The following is a 17,514-nucleotide window of genomic DNA, read 5'->3' as shown; positions in this document are numbered from 1 at the left end:
GCGGCCGGTCTCACTTCATGACTAAATAATAAGAAGGCCCGCTATGCCATTTTCCTCACTGGGTCTGATTCCCTCCCTGGTCCGCGCCGTCGACAAGGCCGGCTATGCCGCGCCGACGGCCATCCAGGCGGCCGCCATTCCCGCCATCCTGCGCGGCAGCGACGTGCTGGGCGCGGCGCAGACGGGTTCCGGCAAGACGGCCGCCTACGCGCTGCCGCTGCTGCAGGCGCTGATGGCGCCGGCCTCCGGTCCGCGCCAGGTGCGCGCGCTGATCCTCGTGCCCACGCGCGAGCTGGCGGCGCAGGTGGGGCAGACGGTGCACGCGCTGGCCAAGCCGCTGCCCGTCAAACTGAAGATTTCCGTGCTGTTCGGCGGCGTGTCGATCAATCCGCAGATGATGGACTTGCGCGGCGGCGCCGATATCGTCGTCGCCACGCCGGGCCGCCTGCTGGACCTGGTGCGCCAGAATGCCGTCAAATTGGGCGGCGTGTCGCTGTTCGTCCTGGATGAAGCCGACCGTTTGCTCGACATGGGCTTCAGCGAGGAAATCAACGCCATCCTGGCGCTGCTGCCCAAGCAGCGGCAAAACCTGTTCTTCTCCGCCACCTTCCCCGACAGCGTGCAGGCGCTGGCCGACAGCCTGCTCAAGGAGCCCGTGCGCATCGAAGTGGCGTCCGAACCGCAGGACAAGCCCGACATCGTGCAGCGGGCCATCACGGTCGACGTGCCGCGCCGCACGCAGCTGCTGCGCTACCTGATCCTGCAGCAGCAGTGGGAGCGCGTGCTGGTGTTTGTCGCCACCAAGTACGCGGCCGAACACGTGGCCGACAAGCTGCAGCGCGCGGGCCTGCACGTGGGCGCCTTTCACGGCGAATTCAGCCAGGGCACGCGCAGCCAGCTGCTGGCCGACTTCAAGGCGTGCCGCTTGCAGGTGCTGGTGGCCACCGACGTGGCCGCGCGCGGCATCGACATCGCCGGCCTGCCTGCCGTCGTCAATTACGACTTGCCCCGCTCGGCCGTCGACTACACGCACCGCATCGGCCGCACGGGCCGCGCCGGCGAAAGCGGCACGGCCATCAGCTTCGTGACGGCCGACACGGAAGCGCATTTCCGCCTGATCGAAAACCGCAACGACTTGCGCATCGTGCGCGAAGTGGTGGCCGGTTTCGAACCGACGGAACTGCCCGCGCCCGTGAGCACCGTGACGGACACGGTGAACGGCGGCGTGAAGGGGGCGCGCAAGAGCAAGAAGGATAAATTGCGCGAAGCGGCAGCCCTGGCGGCGAAGGCGGCCGAGGGCAATTAAATCGCCCTTATGTGCGCTAGCCGCTTGAACGGCTGGCCGTCCCGCTTTAAGATGATGTTTCTATAAAGCAAGGGGACTGTTGATGCACATGACATTCATCACGCGCGCGGGCGCTCTGGCTTGCGCGCTGGCGCTGGCAGGCTGTGCCGGCATGGGCGGCAAAAGTGATGGCAGCGGCATGCAGATGCCGGGCAAGGCGCCTGCCGATGCCGCCGTGGCCGCCACCTGGTACAACCCGCCCAGCGAATTTCCCGGCATTTGCCTGACCCAGTTCAAGGATGGCAGCCTGCGTTTCGATGGCGGCTTCGCCTTCTATAATCCGGGCCGCTGGGCGTATGACAGCGCCACGTCCGAGCTGCGTTTGCAACTGGCGCCGACGCCATCGCTGGAACTGTCGCACGCGCAAATCGTGCAACACATGAACCTGCTGCGTATCGAGGCGGACAAGAGCACGCTGGTGTATGGGGTGAAAGCCGATACCAAGGCCATCGGCCTGGGCGGTTTTGTGTTTTACCGCGATACGCCTTGCCCGGCACGGCGCGGATAGGTAGCTGATAAATGCCATACAGGAATATTTAGTCGTATAATTTCAACGCAAGCTGGCTGCCGCGCAAGACTCGCAAGACTGTTCCGCGTAGCAGATTTCCCCCTCCAGGCAAGCTCCGATATCGCCGCGGCGATGAGAGGATGGTCCGATGGATGTGCACGATGAGCATGGTATGCCAGGGACTGCGGCACCGGCCGCGCAGCCGCGCACCTTGCTGCTGGTCGATGACGAGCCGAATATCCTCGCTTCTCTCAAGCGGCTGCTGCGGCGCGATGGCTACCATATCCTGACGGCGGGCAGCGGCCAGGAAGGGCTGGAGGTGCTGGCCAGCCATGCCGTCGACGTGATCGTGTCGGACCAGCGCATGCCCGGCATGCTGGGCGCCGACTTCCTGCGCAAGGCCAAGCTGCTGTGTCCGCAAACCATCCGCATCATGCTGTCGGGTTATACCGAGTTGCAGGCCGTCACGGATGCCGTCAACGAGGGCGCCATCTTCAAGTTCCTCACCAAACCATGGGAAGACCATCAGCTGCGCGAGCATATCGCCGAAGCCTTTCGCCTGAAGGGCATCGATGACGACAATGTGCGCCTCAATGGGCAGTTGCGCGAGGTCAACCTGGCGCTGGCGGCAGCCAATGCCGCCATGCAGGCGCTGGTGAGCCAGCAGCAGCATCAGATCAGCCGCGATGAAGTCAGCCTGGGCATCGCGCGCGAGTTGCTGCAATTTCTGCCGCTGCCCGTGATCGGGCTCGATGAGGATGGCATGATCGCCTTCATCAACGCGGCGGCGGCCAATCTGTTCGAACGGGGTGCGGCCCTGCTGGGCAACGAAGCGGCGATCGTCTTGCCGCAGCTGTTCGGCGGGCAGGGCGCACCTTGCCTGGCCGCCATCGATGGCCAGCCGTATGCCGTGGCGATCCATCCGATGGGCATGCATTCGCGTTCGCGCGGCAGCCTGGTCACCCTGAGCCGTCATGGAGCGGGTACATGAGTATAAGCGTGAGTACAAGCGTGAGTGACAGCGGCCGCGAGATTTCCATGGAGCAGGCGCAGGAAGGCATGGTGCTGGCGCAGGCGCTGAGCGACGCCAGCGGCGCCGTACTGCTGGCCCAGGGCGCCACGCTGACGGCGGCGAACCTGACGGCCTTGCGCAGGCGCAATGTGGAGCGCTGTCACGTCGTCATGGACGCGGCGATTGACCCCGCCGCGCAGGCGCATGCCGAGCAGGAACGGGCGCGCCGCCTGGAACGGCTGGCCGTGCTGTTCCGCGCCACGCCGCCCGATTCCGCAGGGGCGGAACTGCTGGCGCTGCTGCAGCGCTACCGGCAAGGGGGCGCGGCATGACACGGCTCAGTTTTGAACACATCATCCGCCAGATACAGGAACTGCCTTCGCTGCCGGTGGTGGTGCTGGAACTGCTGTCGAGCATGGACCAGGACGACACGGACGTGCATGTGCTGGCGCAAAAGATCGAGCTGGACCAGGCCCTGGCGGCCAAGACCTTGCGCATCGCCAATTCCTCGTTCTACGGCATGCAATCGAAGGTCACCAGCATTCCGCAAGCCGTTTCCGTGCTGGGTTTTCACAGCATCCGCACCGTCGTCACGGCCTGCGCGCTGACGGGCAGTTTCGCGCCCGTCAGCGGCGGCTTCGATTTCCAGGCGTTCTGGCGCCATTCGCTGGCCACGGCCATCGCCGCGCGCCTGCTGGCGCCGCACTTGCGCGTCAATCCCGAAACGGCGTTCACGGCGGGACTGCTGCACGACCTGGGCACCCTGGTGCTGGTGACGCGCTTCCCGGCCGAGCACGCGCTTGTGCGCAGCTACCGCCAGGCGCATGACTGCCAGATGGCCGACGCGGAACTGGCCGTCATCGGCATCGACCACGCGCAGGTGGGCAGCGCCCTGGCCGCCTACTGGAAGTTTCCCGAGGCGATACAGCAGGCGGTGGCCGACCACCACGCCATCGACCGGCTGGAGGCGGGCGGCTTGCCGCTGGCCGTGCATCTGGCCAATGCCGTCGCCCTGGCGCTCGACCTGGCCGGCGTCGATGATGCGCTGGTGCCTCCCCTGTCGCCCGCGGGCTGGCGCAGCGTCGCGCTGGATGAGCAGGCCTGGATGGCGCTGCTGCGGCAAACGGAACACACCTTCGATGAAATGTCGCGGATCATGCTGGCATGAACAGGATACAGGCCATGGAAACAGACGCAGGGCAGGCACTGTCCGCCACGCCGGAACGCCGCCAGGGCGATTCCATCGCGCTGTCGGCGTTTTTCGATGGCCATCCCGTGGCCACTTTCGCCATCGACACGGACCACGTGATCACGCACTGGAACAGCGCCTGCGAACAGTTGACGGGCTTTACGGCCGCCGAGATGGTCGGCACGCGCGACCACTGGAAGGCGTTTTATCCGCAGCCGCGCGCCTGCCTGGCCGACTTGCTGGTGGCCGACGATATCGCGCTCGGCGAAAATGACCTCTACCTCGGCAAGCTGAAGCGCTCTCCCGTGATCCCCGGCGCCTTTGAGGCCGAGGATTTTTTTGCCGATATCGGCCCCGAAGGCCACTGGCTGCATTTCACGGCGGCGCCCCTGCGCGACCGCCAGGGACGCCTGGTGGGCGCCATCGAAACCCTGCGCGACGTGAGCGAGCGGCGCCTTGCGGAACTGGCGCTGCGCAAGGCGCACGACAACCTGGAACACCTGGTGGCCAAGCGCACGGCCCAGTTGGCCGACATGAACGAGCGCCTGGCCGACGATATCCGCCAGCGCCAGATCGCCGATCTCGAATTGCGCGAGCGTAACCTGGCCCTGACGGAATTGAACAGCAAGCTGTCGCTGGCCCAGCAAAAACTGCTGCAGTCGGAAAAACTGGCCTCGATCGGCCAGCTGGCCGCCGGCGTGGCGCACGAGATCAACAATCCCATCGGCTATGTATTTTCCAATGTCGGCACGCTGGAAGGGTATCTGGACGACCTGTTCAGCATGCTCGACGCCTATGAGGAAGCCGAACCGGCCGTCACCGACCCCGTGGTGGCGGCGCGCCTGCGGGCGCTGCGCGAACAGGTCGACCTGGACTTCCTGCGCACCGACATTCCGCTGCTGATGGGCGAGTCGAAGGAAGGCATTGCGCGCGTGCGCCGCATCGTGCAGGACCTGAAGGATTTTTCGCGCACGGATGCGCACCAGGAGTGGGTCTGGGCCGACCTGCGCCAGGGCATCGATACCACGCTCAATATCGTGAATAACGAGGTCAAGTACAAGGCCGACGTGGTGCGCGAGTACGCCGACATTCCCGATATCGAATGCCAGCCTTCCGAACTGAACCAGGTGATCATGAACCTGGTCGTCAACGCGGCCCACGCCATGGGCGAGGCGCGCGGATGCATCACCCTGCGCACGGGCAGCGACAACGCGACGGAAGTGTGGATCGAGGTCGAGGACACGGGCGGCGGCATCGCGCCCGAACACCTGTCGCGCATCTTCGATCCGTTCTTCACCACCAAGGCCGTCGGCAAGGGCACGGGGCTGGGCCTGTCGCTGGCCTACACCACGGTGCAGAAACATCACGGCCGCATCGACGTGCGCAGCATCATCGGCCGCGGCACCACCTTCCGCATCACCTTGCCCGTGCGCCAGGCGCAGGCCATCGCACCATGACCGAACAGGACAGCATGAGCACCAGTACCAGCGCCAGCACCGCGGCCGCGCCGCCCACCATCCTGTGCGTCGATGACGAACCGAATATCCTCTCGTCGCTGCGCCGGCTGTTCCGCCCGCACGGCTACCGCGTGCTGACGGCCGATGGCGGCGCGGCCGGCCTGGCCCTGCTCGAGAGCGAGACGGTGGACCTGGTCATTTCCGACATGCGCATGCCGCACATGGATGGCGCGCAGTTCCTGGCCCAGGTGCGCCAGCGCTGGCCCGGCACCATACGCTTGCTGCTGACCGGCTATGCCGACATCCAGTCCATCCTCGACGCCATCAACCAGGGCGAGATCTACCGCTACGTGACCAAGCCGTGGGACGAGAACGATATCGTGCTGGTGGTGCGCCACGCGCTGGAACGGCGCGCGCTGGAGCAGGAAAAGCTGCGCCTGGAAGCGCTGACGGCCAGCCAGAACGTGGAGCTGCAGGCGCTCAACGCCAGCCTGGAAGCGAAGGTGGCCACGCGCACGCAGCAGCTGAAGCAGTCGCACGACGAAGTGCAGGCGGCCAACGAGCGCCTGAAGGCCACGTTCGTGACGACGATCAAGGTGTTTTCCAACCTGATCGAGATGCGCGGCGGCAAGCTGGCCGGCCATGCGCGGCGGGTGGCCGAGCTGTCGCGCAAGCTGGCGCAGGCGCTGGGCCTGGAAGGGCAGGAGGCGCGCGACGTGTTCATCGCGGCCCTGCTCAAGGATATCGGCAAGCTCAGCTTGAGCGACGATGTGCTGGAACTGCCGGCCAGCGCCTGGACGGGCGAGCAGCTGGCCGCGTTCCGCAAGCATCCGCTGCGCGCCGAACAATTATTGATGGCGCTCGAGGAGCTGCGCGCCGTTTCCGTGATCCTGCGCTCGCAGCTCGAGCGCTTCGACGGCGGCGGCTTTCCCGATGGCCTGGTGGGCCTGGCCATTCCGATGGGCGCGCGCGTCCTCGCGCTGGCGTCGGACTACGACGGCTTGCAGATCGGCGCCATGGTGCAGCGCAGCCTGCGCGCCGAAGAGGCCCGCAGCCTGATCTACGACAGCGTCGGCAAGCGCTACGACCCGGCCGTGGTGGCCGCTTTCCGCAGCATCATGGAGGAGACGGAACCGCCGGCGCGCGACCTGACCGTGCTGTCGGGCCAGCTGGAACCGGGCATGGTGCTGTCGCGCGACCTGATCAGCCGCGATGGCCTGATGCTGCTGGCGGCCGAGCACGTGCTGACGGCCCGCGTGATCGCCCAGCTGCTCGACTTCGAAAGCAAGAATGGCGGCCGCCTCAGCATCCGAGTGTATGTGCCCGTCAAGGAAGGCTAGGACACTGCCTGGGCCGCCGGAGGCGATACGGGCAGGTGCACGGTAAAGCGCGTGCCGCAGCCCACTTCCGAGGCCACGTCGATGCGTCCGCCGTGCTTGTTGACGATGCCGTATGACAGCGACAGGCCCAGGCCCGTGCCGCTTCCGACGGCCTTGGTGGTGAAGAACGGTTCGAAGATGCGGTTCAGGTGCTCGGGCGCGATGCCGGCGCCCGTGTCGCCGATCTCCACCCAGACCCAGTCGTCCGCATGGCCGGTGCGGATGCTGATCACGCCGTCGCTGCTGATGGCCTGGCCCGCGTTGACGAGCAGGTTCATGAAGACCTGGTTCAGCTGCGAGGCAAGGCACAGTATCGGCGGCAGCTCGCCATACTGCTTCTCGATGCGCGCCTTGTATTTCAATTCGTTGGCGACGATATTCAGGGTGCTGTCCAGGCCCGCATGCAGGCTGGCCACTTGCCAGTCCGTCTCGCCCACGTGGGAAAAATCCTTCAGCGCCTGCACGATGTCGCGCACGCGTTTGAGGCCATCCATCGATTCGCGCACCAGGTCGCCGATGTCGTCCTGCAGGAAGGCCAGGTCGGCCTGCGCGCGCACCTGGGCCACGTGCGCGGCCAGGGCCGGGCCGTCGAGCGGCTCGCGCATCGCCGCTTCATACTGGGCGATGACGTCGAACAGGGTGCCGACATAGGCTTGCAGCGAACTCATGTTCGAGTTGACGAAGCCGATCGGGTTATTGATTTCATGCGCGATGCCGGCCGCCAGCTGGCCGATGGACGCCATCTTTTCCGATTGCAGCAACTGGTCGTGCGCTTCCTGCAGCTTGCTGATCAGTAGTTGCTGCTCTTCGCCGCGCGCCTGCAGCATCGCTTCCATGCCCTTGCGCTCCGTGATGTCCGTCAGCGAGCCGATCACTTCGAACGGCACGCCATGCTCGTCGCGCACGAGGCGCAGGCTGTCGTGCATCCACAGATAGCTGCCGTCGCGCACGCGGAAACGGTATTCGTAGGCGCGCGCGCCTTCGACGAAGATCTGCGCCAGGCTGGAAAAAATCCCGGGCGCATCGTCGGGGTGGATATGGTCGAACCAGAAATTGGGGTCGGCCACCATCTCCTCGGGCTGGTAGCCCAGCACATTCAGGGCATTGTTGCTGACAAACGTCATCTTGAAGTCGCCGCTGGGCACGGTGCAATAGATGATGGAGGGAGTATTGTCGAGCAGGTATTGCAGGCGCACGGCCGTGGCGGCCGGTGCATCATCGCCAGGCGCCGCCCCGGCATGCCGGCCGGTATCGTGAGTGGAAAGGTCGAAATCCTCGAACTGCATCGTCACACCTCGCTGCCTGCACGGCATAGCTGTCGTCCTGCTTCGATTATGCCTGATTCCGTCTGCCTTGGGCCGGCATCGGCGCGCTCAGGGGGCCAGCGGCTGCTCGACGATTGCCATGCGCCGCGCGATGCGCTGCGCCGCCAGCGTGTCGCCCGCCTGTTCGGCGCGCAGGCGCTGCACGCCCAGCCACGCCAGCAGCGGCCGGCGCCAGCCCTGGTCCGAGGCGGTGGCCACGGCCGTATCGAGCAGTTCCGGCGTGGCGCGGCCCGAGCGCAGCAGCACGCCGGCCGCCACCAGTTGCGACAGCGGGTCCTTGATGGCCGCCACGGCGCTGGCGGCGGCCGTGTCGGAGCTGGCGCCGGCGGCCGCCCGCTGCGCTTCCGGCAGCAGGGCGACGTCGGCCGCCTGCGCCTTGCCGGCCAGCCAGGCCGCATACGCGCGGTCGGCGGCTGTCGCATCGGCTTGCAGGGCGTCAAAGCCGGTGCAGTCCTCGAAGGCCAGGCTGGCCACGCGCGTGGCGCAGCGCAGCAGTTCGATGCGCGCCACGAGTTCAAGCTTGCCCGTGCCGGCCACCTGGCTGCGGGCACGCCGGAATTCCGTCTGCTCGACCAGCGCGTTGCCGCCCAGGTAGGCCGCCTGGAAGCGCTCGACGGAACTTTGCGCATTCATTTTCCAGTCCGGCACGGGCGGGCCGCTGGAGCAGGCGGCAAGCAAGGCGGACAGCAGGGCGGCGATGGCGGGGCGGGATATTTTCATGGCAGTTTGATCTCCGGATTGCGCTTGAACGGCCATTTGCGGTTGATTTCATTGACCAGCTGCTCGACCTTGCGCAGATTGCTTTCCACGTCGGCGCGCAGCGGATCCAGGTCGGCTGTCGCCGCCTTGGCATTGGCGCCCACGGCTTGCGCCTCGACCAGCACGGCGTCGACTTTTTTCAGGCTGTTGCGGGTGTCGGCCAGCAGGGCGTTCAGCTGCACGATGGTCGCCTGCGCATCCGTCATCACGCCCTTGTCGCCGAAGACGCGCGTATCGGCATTCGCCACCAGGCCGTCCGTGCGGCGGGCCAGCTGGTCCGCCGTGATCAGCAGGGCATTGGCCCGCTCGACCAGCAGGCGCGACTGCTTGTCGTCGCCCGTCAGCAAGCCCATGGCGCCGCCCGGGCCGCTCAGCTTGCCGGTGACGGCCTGCACATTGCGCAAGGTGCCGTCGAGCGCGGAATCGGTGCCCGTCAGGCTGGCCACGTTGTTCAGCAAGTCCTTGGCGGCGGCCAGCAGGCGGGGGATTTCCGCAGCCATGTCGCCCACCAGCAAGTCGCGCGTGGCGTCGTCGGGCAGCGGCGGGTCCGTCAGGATGCCGCTGTAGGCGCGCAGCTTGGCGCCGCCCACGATGCCACGTTCCAGGGTGAAGATGGAGCTGGTGCGCAGCCAGTGCGCGTCTTTTCTCGGCACGTCGATGATGACGCGCGCGCGGCCGTCCGGCGCCAGCTCGATGCGTTGCACGCGGCCGATGGGAAAGCCGGAAAAGGTCAGGTCGGCGCCCACGCCGACGCCGTCGGAATCGTCGGCCGTCAGCACCAGCGTCTGCGTCGCTTCGAAGGCGCCGCGCGCATACATCAGGTAGACGACGGAGCCGACCACCAGCACGAACATGAAGACGAGCAGGATGGCCGCCTTCAGTTCGGCGTGGCGCACGGGCGGCGGGGCGGGCAGTACGGAATCTTGCGTGAGACCGGCGGGCGCCGTGACGTCGACCTGGTCGGGATTCGGGGGTTGGCTCTGGCTCATGGCTTCTGGCTCTCGTATGGGTGGTTCGGGATCGCTGGCGGTGGCGGGCGGGGCATCAGTAGTAATTGCCCATCAGCGAAGCCACTTCGACCAGCAGGATGACGGAAAACAGGCGCAGCATTTCGGACAGGCCGTGCGCGGCCCACAGGCGGTTGCGCCGGCCGTGCGGCTCCTCCGGATAATAGGAGGAGGCCAGCGGGATCAGGGCCACGGCAAAGCTGAAGAAGATGACCTTGAGCATCAGGATCAGGGCCACGGCCGGATTGAATATCTGCCCTACGACGCGCGTGTAGCCCTGCAGCGCCCACGGCGTAAAACCGTAGATGGTGACATAGGCGAGGATGAGCGAAGTGACGCAGCTGACGATAGCCAGCATCCACACGGCGAAGATGCCCGACATGACACGCGGAAAGTATTCGCGGCGCAGCAGGTCGACGCCCTGGCGCTGCATTTTCTCAAGCATGCCGGACGAGCGCATTTGCGCGAACGCAATGCCGTCGGGCAAGGTCAGGCGCAGCGCCACGAACAGGGCGGCCGTCAGCGGTATCAGTTCCAGCACCAGCACGCGCACCACCATTTCCAGCGCATAGCGCGACAGGCCGTAGCTTTGCGCGCTGACGACGACGATGCGTATCAGCACCAGGCTGACCAGCGCGCAGGCGACGCTGAACCACACGAGGTTCGGCGCCGTATTCGTCACCAGGCGGTGCGCGAGGATGGGGCGGTTGTCGCGGTTATAGCTCGAAGGCGACAGGGCCAGCGAAAACACGAGGATGGCGAAATGCAGCATGCGCCACCAGCTGACCAGCCAGGCCATGGTGGCCCGGTGCAGGCGGCGCAGGCTGATGATGAGGGAGACGGATAGGGTCATCATGGCATCTTAACATTGGATGCGTTCGTTACAAGCGATTCTCCAGCCGTGCGCCGTGCAGGCCGGGCCCGCTATTGGCCGGCCACGCTGGCGATGATGGCGTCGGCCGCCGCCCGTACCCGGGCGGAACGATTCAGGTCGGCATGCATGACCAGCCACACGTCGTAGCTTTCCGCCCGCTCGGGCCAGATGCGCACGAGCAGCGGGTCGATGTCGCCCAAATGGGTGGCCAGCTCGGCCACGCCCAGGCCCGCGCGCGTGGCGTCCTGCAGCATCGCCGCCGAGTTCACTTCCATGGCGACCCGGGCGTTGGCGACGGGTTCGCCGGCGATTTTCTCCGCATGGCGGGGCGTCACGGAATGGTGGTAGATGACGATATCGTGGCCGGCCAGCGCCGTGCCGCGCACGGGTTCGCCCCGTTCGGCCAGGTAGCTTTTCGACGCGTACAGGCCCAGGCTGCGCTTGACGAGGTGGCGCGAGATCAGGTCCGGGTCGGTGGGACGCACGCCGCGCACGGCCAGGTCCGCTTCGCGCCGCGTCAGGCTGGCCAGCGCTGGCGCCACGTTGAGCACGATGCGGATGTCCGGATGGGCCGCATGCAGCTGCTGCATGGCGCGGATGACGAAATGGCTGGCCATGGTGTCGGTGGTGGCCACGCGCACCAGGCCGCTTAAACGATTGTCGACGCCCTGCATCTCGCGCTGCAGCTTGTCGGCCGCCCGTTCCATGGCTTCGGCCGCCGTGAGCGCCAGTTCGCCGGCCGGCGTGGGCACGTAACCCGACGGCGTGCGCAGGAACAGGGTGGCGCCCAGCGAGCTTTCCAGCGCGGCCAGGCGGCGCCCGCACGTGGCCTGGTCGATGTGCAGCAGGGCCGCCGCGCCGCGCAGGGTGCCGGCCCGGCCGATGGCCAGAAAGATGCGCGCGTTATCCCAGTCCATAAGCACAGTCCATGACTTGTTTCCCTGTCGTTATCTTGATGCATTTTTGCATCATAGTGCTGATTTTATGCCTGTTTACTGCATCATGCAACGCTCGCATAATGGCTGCCCCGCTGTCCCTGCAAGGAAATACCATGTCCGCCCCCACACCGCGCCGCGCCAGCGGCTTCATCCTGCTGACCCTGGCATTCGGCTTCGTCATGGCGATGCTCGACGTCACGGCCGTCAACGTGGCCCTGTCCGATATCGCGCTGGACCTGGCCATACCGCTGACGGGCCTGGTCTGGGTGGTCGACGGCTACACCCTGACGTTTGCCGCGCTGCTGCTGGCGGGCGGCGCGCTGGCCGACCGCTACGGCCCGAAAGCCGTGTACCAGGGCGGCCTGGGCGTCTTCCTCCTCGGCTCGATCCTGTGCGGCGCCGCGCCCGACGGGCATTTCCTGACGGCCGCGCGCTTGCTGCAAGGGGCGGGCGCGGCCCTGTTCATGCCCAGTTCCCTGAGCTTGCTCACGCACAGCTTTGACGACGAGCGCGAGCGCACGCGCATGCTGGGCGCCTGGTCGGCACTGGTGGGCGTGGCCGGCGCATCCGGCCCCTTGATCGGCGGCATCCTTGTGCACCAGTTCGGCTGGCGCAGCGTGTTCTGGGTGAATGTGCCGCTGGGCGTGCTGGCCATCGTCATGGCGCAAGTGCTGCTGGCCGCACCGGCGCGCCACCCGCGCGATCTGTCGCTGCTCAGCCATGCCCTGGGCGTGGCGGCGCTGGCGGGCCTGAGTTTCGTGCTGATCGAAGGTCCCGTGCTGGGCTGGCTGTCGCCGGGCGTGCTGGCGGCGGGGGCGTTGACGGTGCTGTCCGTCGGGCAATTGCTGCGGCGCGAACGCAGCGGCAGCCATCCGCTGTTGCCGCGCGCACTGTTCCACAGCAGCAGCTTTGGCGCGGCCAATGGCGTGGGTTTCCTGATCAATTTCTGCGTGTTCGGCCAGCTGTTCTTACTGAGCCTGTTCCTGCAGCAGTCGGGCGGCGCCGATGCCTTGCAGTCGGGCTTGCGCCTGCTGCCCATGATGGCAGCCTATACGGTGGGAAACTTTATGGCAGGCAGTATCGCGGCCCGGCATGGCACGCGGCTGCCGATGCTGGCCGGCTTGCTGGTGGGCGCCATCATGGCGTTGTTGCTGATGGGTTTGCATCCGGGTACGCCGTACGTATTGCTGGCGCTGGGCACGGCCGTCATGAACGTGGCCATCGGCATCGCCATTCCCGCCATGACGGCCACCGTGATGCGGGTGGCCGGCAAGCTGCATGCGAACAGCGCGGCGGCGGCCCTGAATGCCAACCGGCAAATTGGCGCCCTGGTGGGCGTGGCCCTGATCGGCAGCATCCTGCACATGGTGCCGGACTGGTCGCTGCGCTTGCCGCTGGCCTACGCGACGATTGCCGCCGCGTATGGCCTGGCGGCGGGCCTCGTGTACAAGCATGTACATTTGCCCAAGGCCGTGGCCGCCTTAAGCTAGCTTACTGTTCGCGCGTGCTGCGCCACTCCACCAGTTCCTCGATGGTGAGGATCGGCATGCCGTGCAATTCGGCGAAGCGTTCGATATCGTCGCCGCGCATCATGGTGCCGTCCGGGTTCATCAGCTCGCACAGCACGGCGGCCGGGTTCAGGCCCGCCATGCGCGATAGGTCGACGGAGCCTTCCGTGTGGCCACGGCGCTCGAGCACGCCACCGGGCGCGGCGCGCAGGGGAAACACGTGGCCAGGACGCACCAGGTCGGCGGGCTTGGCGTTCGGCGCGATGGCGGCACGGATGGTGGTGACCCTGTCGGCGGCCGACACGCCCGTCGTGACGCCGTCGCGCGCCTCGATGGAGACCGTGAACGGCGTGCCGTAGCGGCTGCCATTGTCGGACGACATGGGCGGCAATTCCAGCGCGCTGACGACGTCCGTCGGCAGGCACAGGCAGACGATACCGCTGCATTCGCGGATCAGCAGGGCCATGGTTTCGTTCGTCAATTTTTCGGCCGACAGGATCAAATCGGCTTCGTTTTCACGGTCGAAATCGTCGAGCAGGATGACGGGAATGCCGGCGCGCATGGCGGCCAGGGCGGATTGGATGCGACCTTCCAGGTCGTTGGAAAGCAGGGTGTAGCTGTTGACTAACATGGTGAAACGCTCCTCGCATAGGCGAAAAACGCTGCAGGGCAAGCGAATAGACGCAGCCGGCCGCATCGACAGGTCGATCGGACATCGCGTTTACTGCACATCTTCTTTCATCCGGACTATACCGTCGGCTCTGGAGTCACACCAGATCTGCTGACCTTATCAGGCGAAACCTGATAAGCGCTCGCGGGCTTGACCGTTGCCGGTCTTACCGCCGGTGGGGAATCGCACCCCGCCCCGAAGACGTATTGTTGTGCCGGTCCACATGACCGGCGGCAATACTTTAGCACAATTGAAAGAAGCTGGCAGGGCACTGTTGAGTTTGTCATTCGGCAAAGTTGCCTGGGGAAAGCAGTTCTTCCTAAGCTGTTTTTAATGGCGGAAAGACGATTTCAGTGTAAGGTACGCTTACTGAATCTTACCGTTGAGAATACATGAAGCTGAGTAAATTACGCCTGATCTCGGGCGCCGTCTTGCTGGCGTGCGCCTGCATGGCCCAGGCGGAAATCCGTTTGAGCGATCCCTTGCCGCTGGCACCAGAAGTTACCGTCGGAAAACTGCCGAACGGCTTGACCTATTACATCAAGAAAAATGCCCGTCCCGCGCAAAAAGTGGAATTGCGCCTGGTGGTGAAAGCCGGTTCCATCCTGGAAGATGACGACCAGCAAGGCCTGGCCCATTTCACGGAACACATGGCCTTCAATGGCTCCACGCATTTCAAGCGTAATGAGCTGATTTCCTATCTGCAATCGATCGGCGTGAAGTTCGGCGCCGACCTGAATGCCTACACGAGCTTTGATGAAACCGTGTACGTGCTGCCGATTCCGACGAACAAGAAGGAAAACCTGGAAAAGGGTTTTCTCGTGTTGGAAGACTGGGCGCATGGCTTGAAATTCAATCCGGCCGATATCAACAGCGAGCGCGGCATCGTGCTGGAAGAGGCGCGCCTGGGCAAGGGCGCCAGCGACCGCATGAACAAGATCCTGTATCCGAAGCTGCTGAACGGTTCGCGCTATGCGGAGCGCATGCCGATCGGCAAGGAATCCGTCTTGAAGACGTTCAAGCCGGAAGCCATTAAGCGTTTCTACAAGGATTGGTACCGTCCCGACCTGATGGCCGTGATGGTGGTCGGTGATGTGGAACCGAAACAGGCTGAAAAGCTGATCCAGCAGCATTTCGGCAAACTGAAAAATCCCGTGAAACCGCGTCCGCGCCTGTACGCGGAAGTGCCGCAGCGCTCGCAAACGGAAGCGCTGGTGATCACGGACAAGGAAGCGCCGGACGACACCGTCTTCATCCGCTACCCGATCCGCGCCGCGCAGGAGCCCGTCACCATTGCCGACTACCGCCGCCAGATGATCGAAAACCTGTATGGGCAAATGCTCAGCGCGCGCATGCAGGAATTGACGCAGCAAGCCAATCCCCCGTTCATCCAGGGCGGCAGCAGCATGGGCAAGCTGGTGCGCGGCTATGAATCATTCAGCGCGTATGCCTTGTTGGGCAAGGGCGGCGTGCAGCCGGCCGTCGATGCGCTGGTGCAGGAAGATGAGCGGGCGCGCCGCTTCGGTTTCAGCCAGGACGAGCTGGACCGCGCGCGCAAGAACATGCTGCGCAATTACGAGCGCGCGTACAGCGAGCGCGACAAGTCCGACTCGGCCGGTTTCGTGGCCGAGTATTCGCGTAACTTCCTGGAGCAGGAAGCCATCCCCGGCATCGCCAATGAATTGCTGTACGCGCAGGAACTCTTGCCGCTGGTAACTCTGCAGGAAATCAACGAGACGGTGGCCAAGGTGATTCCCGACCAGCAAAAGAAATTGGTGGTCTTCATGGGCGCCGAGCCGAAAGCGGGTGCCAGCGTGCCGACGCAGCAGCAATTGCTCGACGCGGTGGCGAAGGCCGAGCAGCAAACCATCGAGCCGCGCACGGAAAAAGTCCTGGCCAGCAAGCTGATGGACGGCCCGCCGGCCGGCGGCAGCATCGCCTCGGAAAAGTTGAATAGCGCCATCGGCGTGACGGAGCTGACCCTGGGCAATGGCGTGCGCGTGCTGCTCAAACCCACGGACTTCAAGAATGACCAGGTGCTGATGGGCTCGACGCGTTTCGGCGGCCAGTCGCTGTTTGGCGACACCGACATCTACAACGCCCGCTACGCGAGCGCCGTGGTCGGCAGCATGGGCCTGAAAGACCTGGCGCCGCTGGACTTGCAGAAAGTGCTGGCCGGCAAGACGGTCAACGTGGGCGCTTCGCTGGGCGAACTGAGCGAAGGCTTTGGCGGCTCGGCCAGCAGTGCCGACGTGGAAGCCATGCTGCAACTGGTGTACCTGTATTTCAACGACGTGCGCAAGGATGCGGGCCTGTACCAGTCCTTCATCGGCAAGCAGCAGGACCTGGCAAAAAACAGCATGGCGCAGCCGGAGGCCGTGTTTTACGATGCCATCCAGCACGCCATGTTTGGCGACAACCCGCGCGTCGATGGCGTGCCGCGCGTGGCCGACTTCGACAAGGTGGGCCTGGACCGTTCGCTGGAAATCTTCCGCCAGCGTTTTTCCAGCGCGCGCGGCATGACCTTCATCTTCACGGGCAGCTTCGAGCTCGACAAGATCAAGCCCCTGATCGCCAGCTACCTGGGCACCTTGCCCGTGGCCGACGTGCCGCACGCCTACCGCGATGTGGGCATGCGCCCGGTGACCGGGATCGTCAAGAAGGATATCTACATGGGCAGCGAGCCCAAAAGCACGATTTCCATCACCTTCAATGGCGACGTGGCGTATTCGGACGAGCAAAAGCTGACCCTGCAGGCGCTGGGCGAGGTGCTGAACCTGAAAGTCATCGAAGTGCTGCGCGAAAAGATGAGCATGATCTATGGCGGCGGCTTTGAAACCTCGATGGGCCAGCATCCGTACGGCCATTACTCGGTGGCCTTGAACTTGCCCACCGGACCGGAAAACGTGGACAAGGTGATCGCCGCGGCGTTTGCCGAAATCAACAAGATGAAGACGGACGGGCCATCCGCGGCGGACCTGGAAAAGGTCAAGCTGAACTGGATCACGCGCCAGCAGAAATCCTTGCGGGAAAACAATTACTGGATGAACCAATTGATGGGTTCGGTAACGCAGGGGCGCGACCCTGCGCACATCCTGCGCTACGAGCAGCGCGTGCGCGCCATCACGCCGCAAGCGGTGAAACTGGCGGCGCAACGCTACCTGGACATGCACAATTATGTGCAGGTAGTGCTGTATCCGGAACGCAAAAACGTTGCAGCCAAGTAAGCTTCATTGTTGAACTGCAGGGGCGGCAGTGTGGCGAAGCTGTTAAACTGCTGCTTATTGATGTGATCGCAATTTAACAAGCAAGGAAATACGATGGCTAAGAAAGAAGAACTCGATCCGGAGACCCTGGAGTTGATCAACTGGTGTATCGAGGTCGAAGGCTTCCTCGTGGCGGGCGGCGCCACCGTGGCGCAGGCGCAGGACCACATCGAAGAGCAGGTTGAGTGGTTTACCGACCAGTTCTACGACGGCTTGACGCCGGAAGAGGCAGCCAAGGAAGCCTTGGCCTGACCTTTCAGTCATACTTCAGCAAGAC

16 protein-coding genes and 1 riboswitch are annotated in these 17,514 nt (G+C 64.9%); of the genes, 10 read left to right on the top strand and 6 right to left on the bottom strand.

Features of this window, described 5'->3' with window-relative positions; all coding sequences use genetic code 11:
• The first annotated feature begins 43 nt into the window (after positions 1 to 43).
• The 7 genes from CSQ91_RS11735 to CSQ91_RS11705 all read left to right on the top strand — a co-directional run bounded on the left by CSQ91_RS11735 (position 44) and on the right by CSQ91_RS11705 (position 6,851).
• Complete coding sequence (locus CSQ91_RS11735; protein WP_099388326.1) at positions 44 to 1,306, top strand: DEAD/DEAH box helicase; 1,263 nt, start codon at positions 44 to 46, stop codon at positions 1,304 to 1,306.
• 82 nt (positions 1,307 to 1,388) lie between these two features.
• Positions 1,389 to 1,853 (top strand): hypothetical protein, encoded by a 465-nt coding sequence (locus CSQ91_RS11730; protein ID WP_143451015.1) that lies wholly within the window; start codon positions 1,389 to 1,391, stop codon positions 1,851 to 1,853.
• Positions 1,854 to 2,025: 172 nt separating this feature from the next.
• The gene (locus tag CSQ91_RS11725; RefSeq protein ID WP_257217299.1) at positions 2,026 to 2,844 is read left to right on the top strand and encodes a response regulator; all 819 of its coding nucleotides are present in this window, start codon (positions 2,026 to 2,028) and stop codon (positions 2,842 to 2,844) included.
• Entirely contained in the window at positions 2,841 to 3,197 is a 357-nt protein-coding gene (locus CSQ91_RS11720) for a hypothetical protein (protein ID WP_180278404.1), read from the top strand. Before CSQ91_RS11725 ends, CSQ91_RS11720 begins: the two co-directional genes overlap by 4 nt.
• Positions 3,194 to 4,033, top strand: a complete 840-nt coding sequence (locus CSQ91_RS11715; RefSeq protein WP_099388322.1) for an HDOD domain-containing protein — start codon at positions 3,194 to 3,196, stop codon at positions 4,031 to 4,033. Before CSQ91_RS11720 ends, CSQ91_RS11715 begins: the two co-directional genes overlap by 4 nt.
• A 14-nt stretch (positions 4,034 to 4,047) precedes the next feature.
• Positions 4,048 to 5,511, top strand: coding sequence for an ATP-binding protein (locus CSQ91_RS11710; RefSeq protein WP_099388677.1), 1,464 nt, complete (start codon positions 4,048 to 4,050; stop codon positions 5,509 to 5,511).
• A 14-nt stretch (positions 5,512 to 5,525) separates the two neighbouring features.
• A complete protein-coding gene (locus CSQ91_RS11705; RefSeq protein ID WP_099388676.1) occupies positions 5,526 to 6,851 on the top strand; it encodes an HD domain-containing phosphohydrolase in 1,326 nt (441 codons plus the stop codon).
• Here CSQ91_RS11705 and CSQ91_RS11700 read toward each other — a convergent pair.
• The 5 genes from CSQ91_RS11700 to CSQ91_RS11680 form a co-directional block, all read right to left on the bottom strand.
• The gene (locus tag CSQ91_RS11700; RefSeq protein WP_099388321.1) at positions 6,848 to 8,176 is read right to left on the bottom strand and encodes an ATP-binding protein; all 1,329 of its coding nucleotides are present in this window, start codon (positions 8,174 to 8,176) and stop codon (positions 6,848 to 6,850) included. The genes CSQ91_RS11705 and CSQ91_RS11700 overlap by 4 nt on opposite strands.
• Before the next feature lie 87 nt (positions 8,177 to 8,263).
• Positions 8,264 to 8,935: a hypothetical protein gene (locus tag CSQ91_RS11695; protein ID WP_099388320.1), complete on the bottom strand. Its 672-nt coding sequence runs from the start codon at positions 8,933 to 8,935 to the stop codon at positions 8,264 to 8,266.
• Positions 8,932 to 9,963 (bottom strand): MlaD family protein, encoded by a 1,032-nt coding sequence (locus CSQ91_RS11690; RefSeq protein WP_099388319.1) that lies wholly within the window; start codon positions 9,961 to 9,963, stop codon positions 8,932 to 8,934. The genes CSQ91_RS11695 and CSQ91_RS11690 overlap by 4 nt, the downstream gene beginning before the upstream one ends.
• A 55-nt stretch (positions 9,964 to 10,018) precedes the next feature.
• Entirely contained in the window at positions 10,019 to 10,837 is an 819-nt protein-coding gene (locus tag CSQ91_RS11685; protein ID WP_092605990.1) for an MlaE family ABC transporter permease, read from the bottom strand.
• A 68-nt stretch (positions 10,838 to 10,905) separates the two neighbouring features.
• The gene (locus tag CSQ91_RS11680) at positions 10,906 to 11,772 is read right to left on the bottom strand and encodes a LysR family transcriptional regulator (protein WP_099388318.1); all 867 of its coding nucleotides are present in this window, start codon (positions 11,770 to 11,772) and stop codon (positions 10,906 to 10,908) included.
• 134 nt (positions 11,773 to 11,906) lie between these two features.
• Here CSQ91_RS11680 and CSQ91_RS11675 point away from each other — a divergent pair, with 134 nt between their 5' ends.
• Positions 11,907 to 13,283, top strand: coding sequence for an MFS transporter (locus tag CSQ91_RS11675; protein WP_099388675.1), 1,377 nt, complete (start codon positions 11,907 to 11,909; stop codon positions 13,281 to 13,283).
• Position 13,284: 1 nt separating this feature from the next.
• Here the strand turns inward: CSQ91_RS11675 and ribB are convergent, their stop codons facing one another.
• Positions 13,285 to 13,932, bottom strand: coding sequence for a 3,4-dihydroxy-2-butanone-4-phosphate synthase (gene ribB, locus CSQ91_RS11670; RefSeq protein ID WP_035820303.1), 648 nt, complete (start codon positions 13,930 to 13,932; stop codon positions 13,285 to 13,287).
• A gap of 95 nt (positions 13,933 to 14,027) precedes the next feature.
• Positions 14,028 to 14,178: riboswitch (FMN riboswitch) on the bottom strand.
• A 185-nt stretch (positions 14,179 to 14,363) separates the two neighbouring features.
• Here ribB and CSQ91_RS11665 point away from each other — a divergent pair.
• Both CSQ91_RS11665 and CSQ91_RS11660 read left to right on the top strand, forming a co-directional pair.
• Positions 14,364 to 17,198 carry a M16 family metallopeptidase gene (locus CSQ91_RS11665; RefSeq protein WP_099388317.1) on the top strand — a complete coding sequence of 945 codons (2,835 nt, stop codon included), beginning with the start codon at positions 14,364 to 14,366 and terminating at the stop codon, positions 17,196 to 17,198.
• A gap of 93 nt (positions 17,199 to 17,291) precedes the next feature.
• Positions 17,292 to 17,489 carry a hypothetical protein gene (locus tag CSQ91_RS11660; protein WP_010399555.1) on the top strand — a complete coding sequence of 66 codons (198 nt, stop codon included), beginning with the start codon at positions 17,292 to 17,294 and terminating at the stop codon, positions 17,487 to 17,489.
• Positions 17,490 to 17,514: the final 25 nt, after the last annotated feature.

This window comes from Janthinobacterium sp. BJB301, from assembly GCF_002735685.1.
Lineage (GTDB): Bacteria > Pseudomonadota > Gammaproteobacteria > Burkholderiales > Burkholderiaceae_D > Janthinobacterium > Janthinobacterium lividum.
The sequence above is the reverse complement of the archived record's forward strand: the minus strand, read 5'-3'. Positions and strand labels throughout refer to the sequence as shown.

Coding starts and splice junctions, on each gene's coding strand:
- CSQ91_RS11735 (WP_099388326.1), top strand. CDS start 44: ATGCCATTTTCCTCACTGGGTCTGATTCCCTCCCTGGTCCGCGCCGTC.
- CSQ91_RS11730 (WP_143451015.1), top strand. CDS start 1,389: ATGCACATGACATTCATCACGCGCGCGGGCGCTCTGGCTTGCGCGCTG.
- CSQ91_RS11725 (WP_257217299.1), top strand. CDS start 2,026: ATGCCAGGGACTGCGGCACCGGCCGCGCAGCCGCGCACCTTGCTGCTG.
- CSQ91_RS11720 (WP_180278404.1), top strand. CDS start 2,841: ATGAGTATAAGCGTGAGTACAAGCGTGAGTGACAGCGGCCGCGAGATT.
- CSQ91_RS11715 (WP_099388322.1), top strand. CDS start 3,194: ATGACACGGCTCAGTTTTGAACACATCATCCGCCAGATACAGGAACTG.
- CSQ91_RS11710 (WP_099388677.1), top strand. CDS start 4,048: ATGGAAACAGACGCAGGGCAGGCACTGTCCGCCACGCCGGAACGCCGC.
- CSQ91_RS11705 (WP_099388676.1), top strand. CDS start 5,526: ATGAGCACCAGTACCAGCGCCAGCACCGCGGCCGCGCCGCCCACCATC.
- CSQ91_RS11700 (WP_099388321.1), bottom strand. CDS start 8,176: ATGCAGTTCGAGGATTTCGACCTTTCCACTCACGATACCGGCCGGCAT.
- CSQ91_RS11695 (WP_099388320.1), bottom strand. CDS start 8,935: ATGAAAATATCCCGCCCCGCCATCGCCGCCCTGCTGTCCGCCTTGCTT.
- CSQ91_RS11690 (WP_099388319.1), bottom strand. CDS start 9,963: ATGAGCCAGAGCCAACCCCCGAATCCCGACCAGGTCGACGTCACGGCG.
- CSQ91_RS11685 (WP_092605990.1), bottom strand. CDS start 10,837: ATGATGACCCTATCCGTCTCCCTCATCATCAGCCTGCGCCGCCTGCAC.
- CSQ91_RS11680 (WP_099388318.1), bottom strand. CDS start 11,772: ATGGACTGGGATAACGCGCGCATCTTTCTGGCCATCGGCCGGGCCGGC.
- CSQ91_RS11675 (WP_099388675.1), top strand. CDS start 11,907: ATGTCCGCCCCCACACCGCGCCGCGCCAGCGGCTTCATCCTGCTGACC.
- ribB (WP_035820303.1), bottom strand. CDS start 13,932: ATGTTAGTCAACAGCTACACCCTGCTTTCCAACGACCTGGAAGGTCGC.
- CSQ91_RS11665 (WP_099388317.1), top strand. CDS start 14,364: ATGAAGCTGAGTAAATTACGCCTGATCTCGGGCGCCGTCTTGCTGGCG.
- CSQ91_RS11660 (WP_010399555.1), top strand. CDS start 17,292: ATGGCTAAGAAAGAAGAACTCGATCCGGAGACCCTGGAGTTGATCAAC.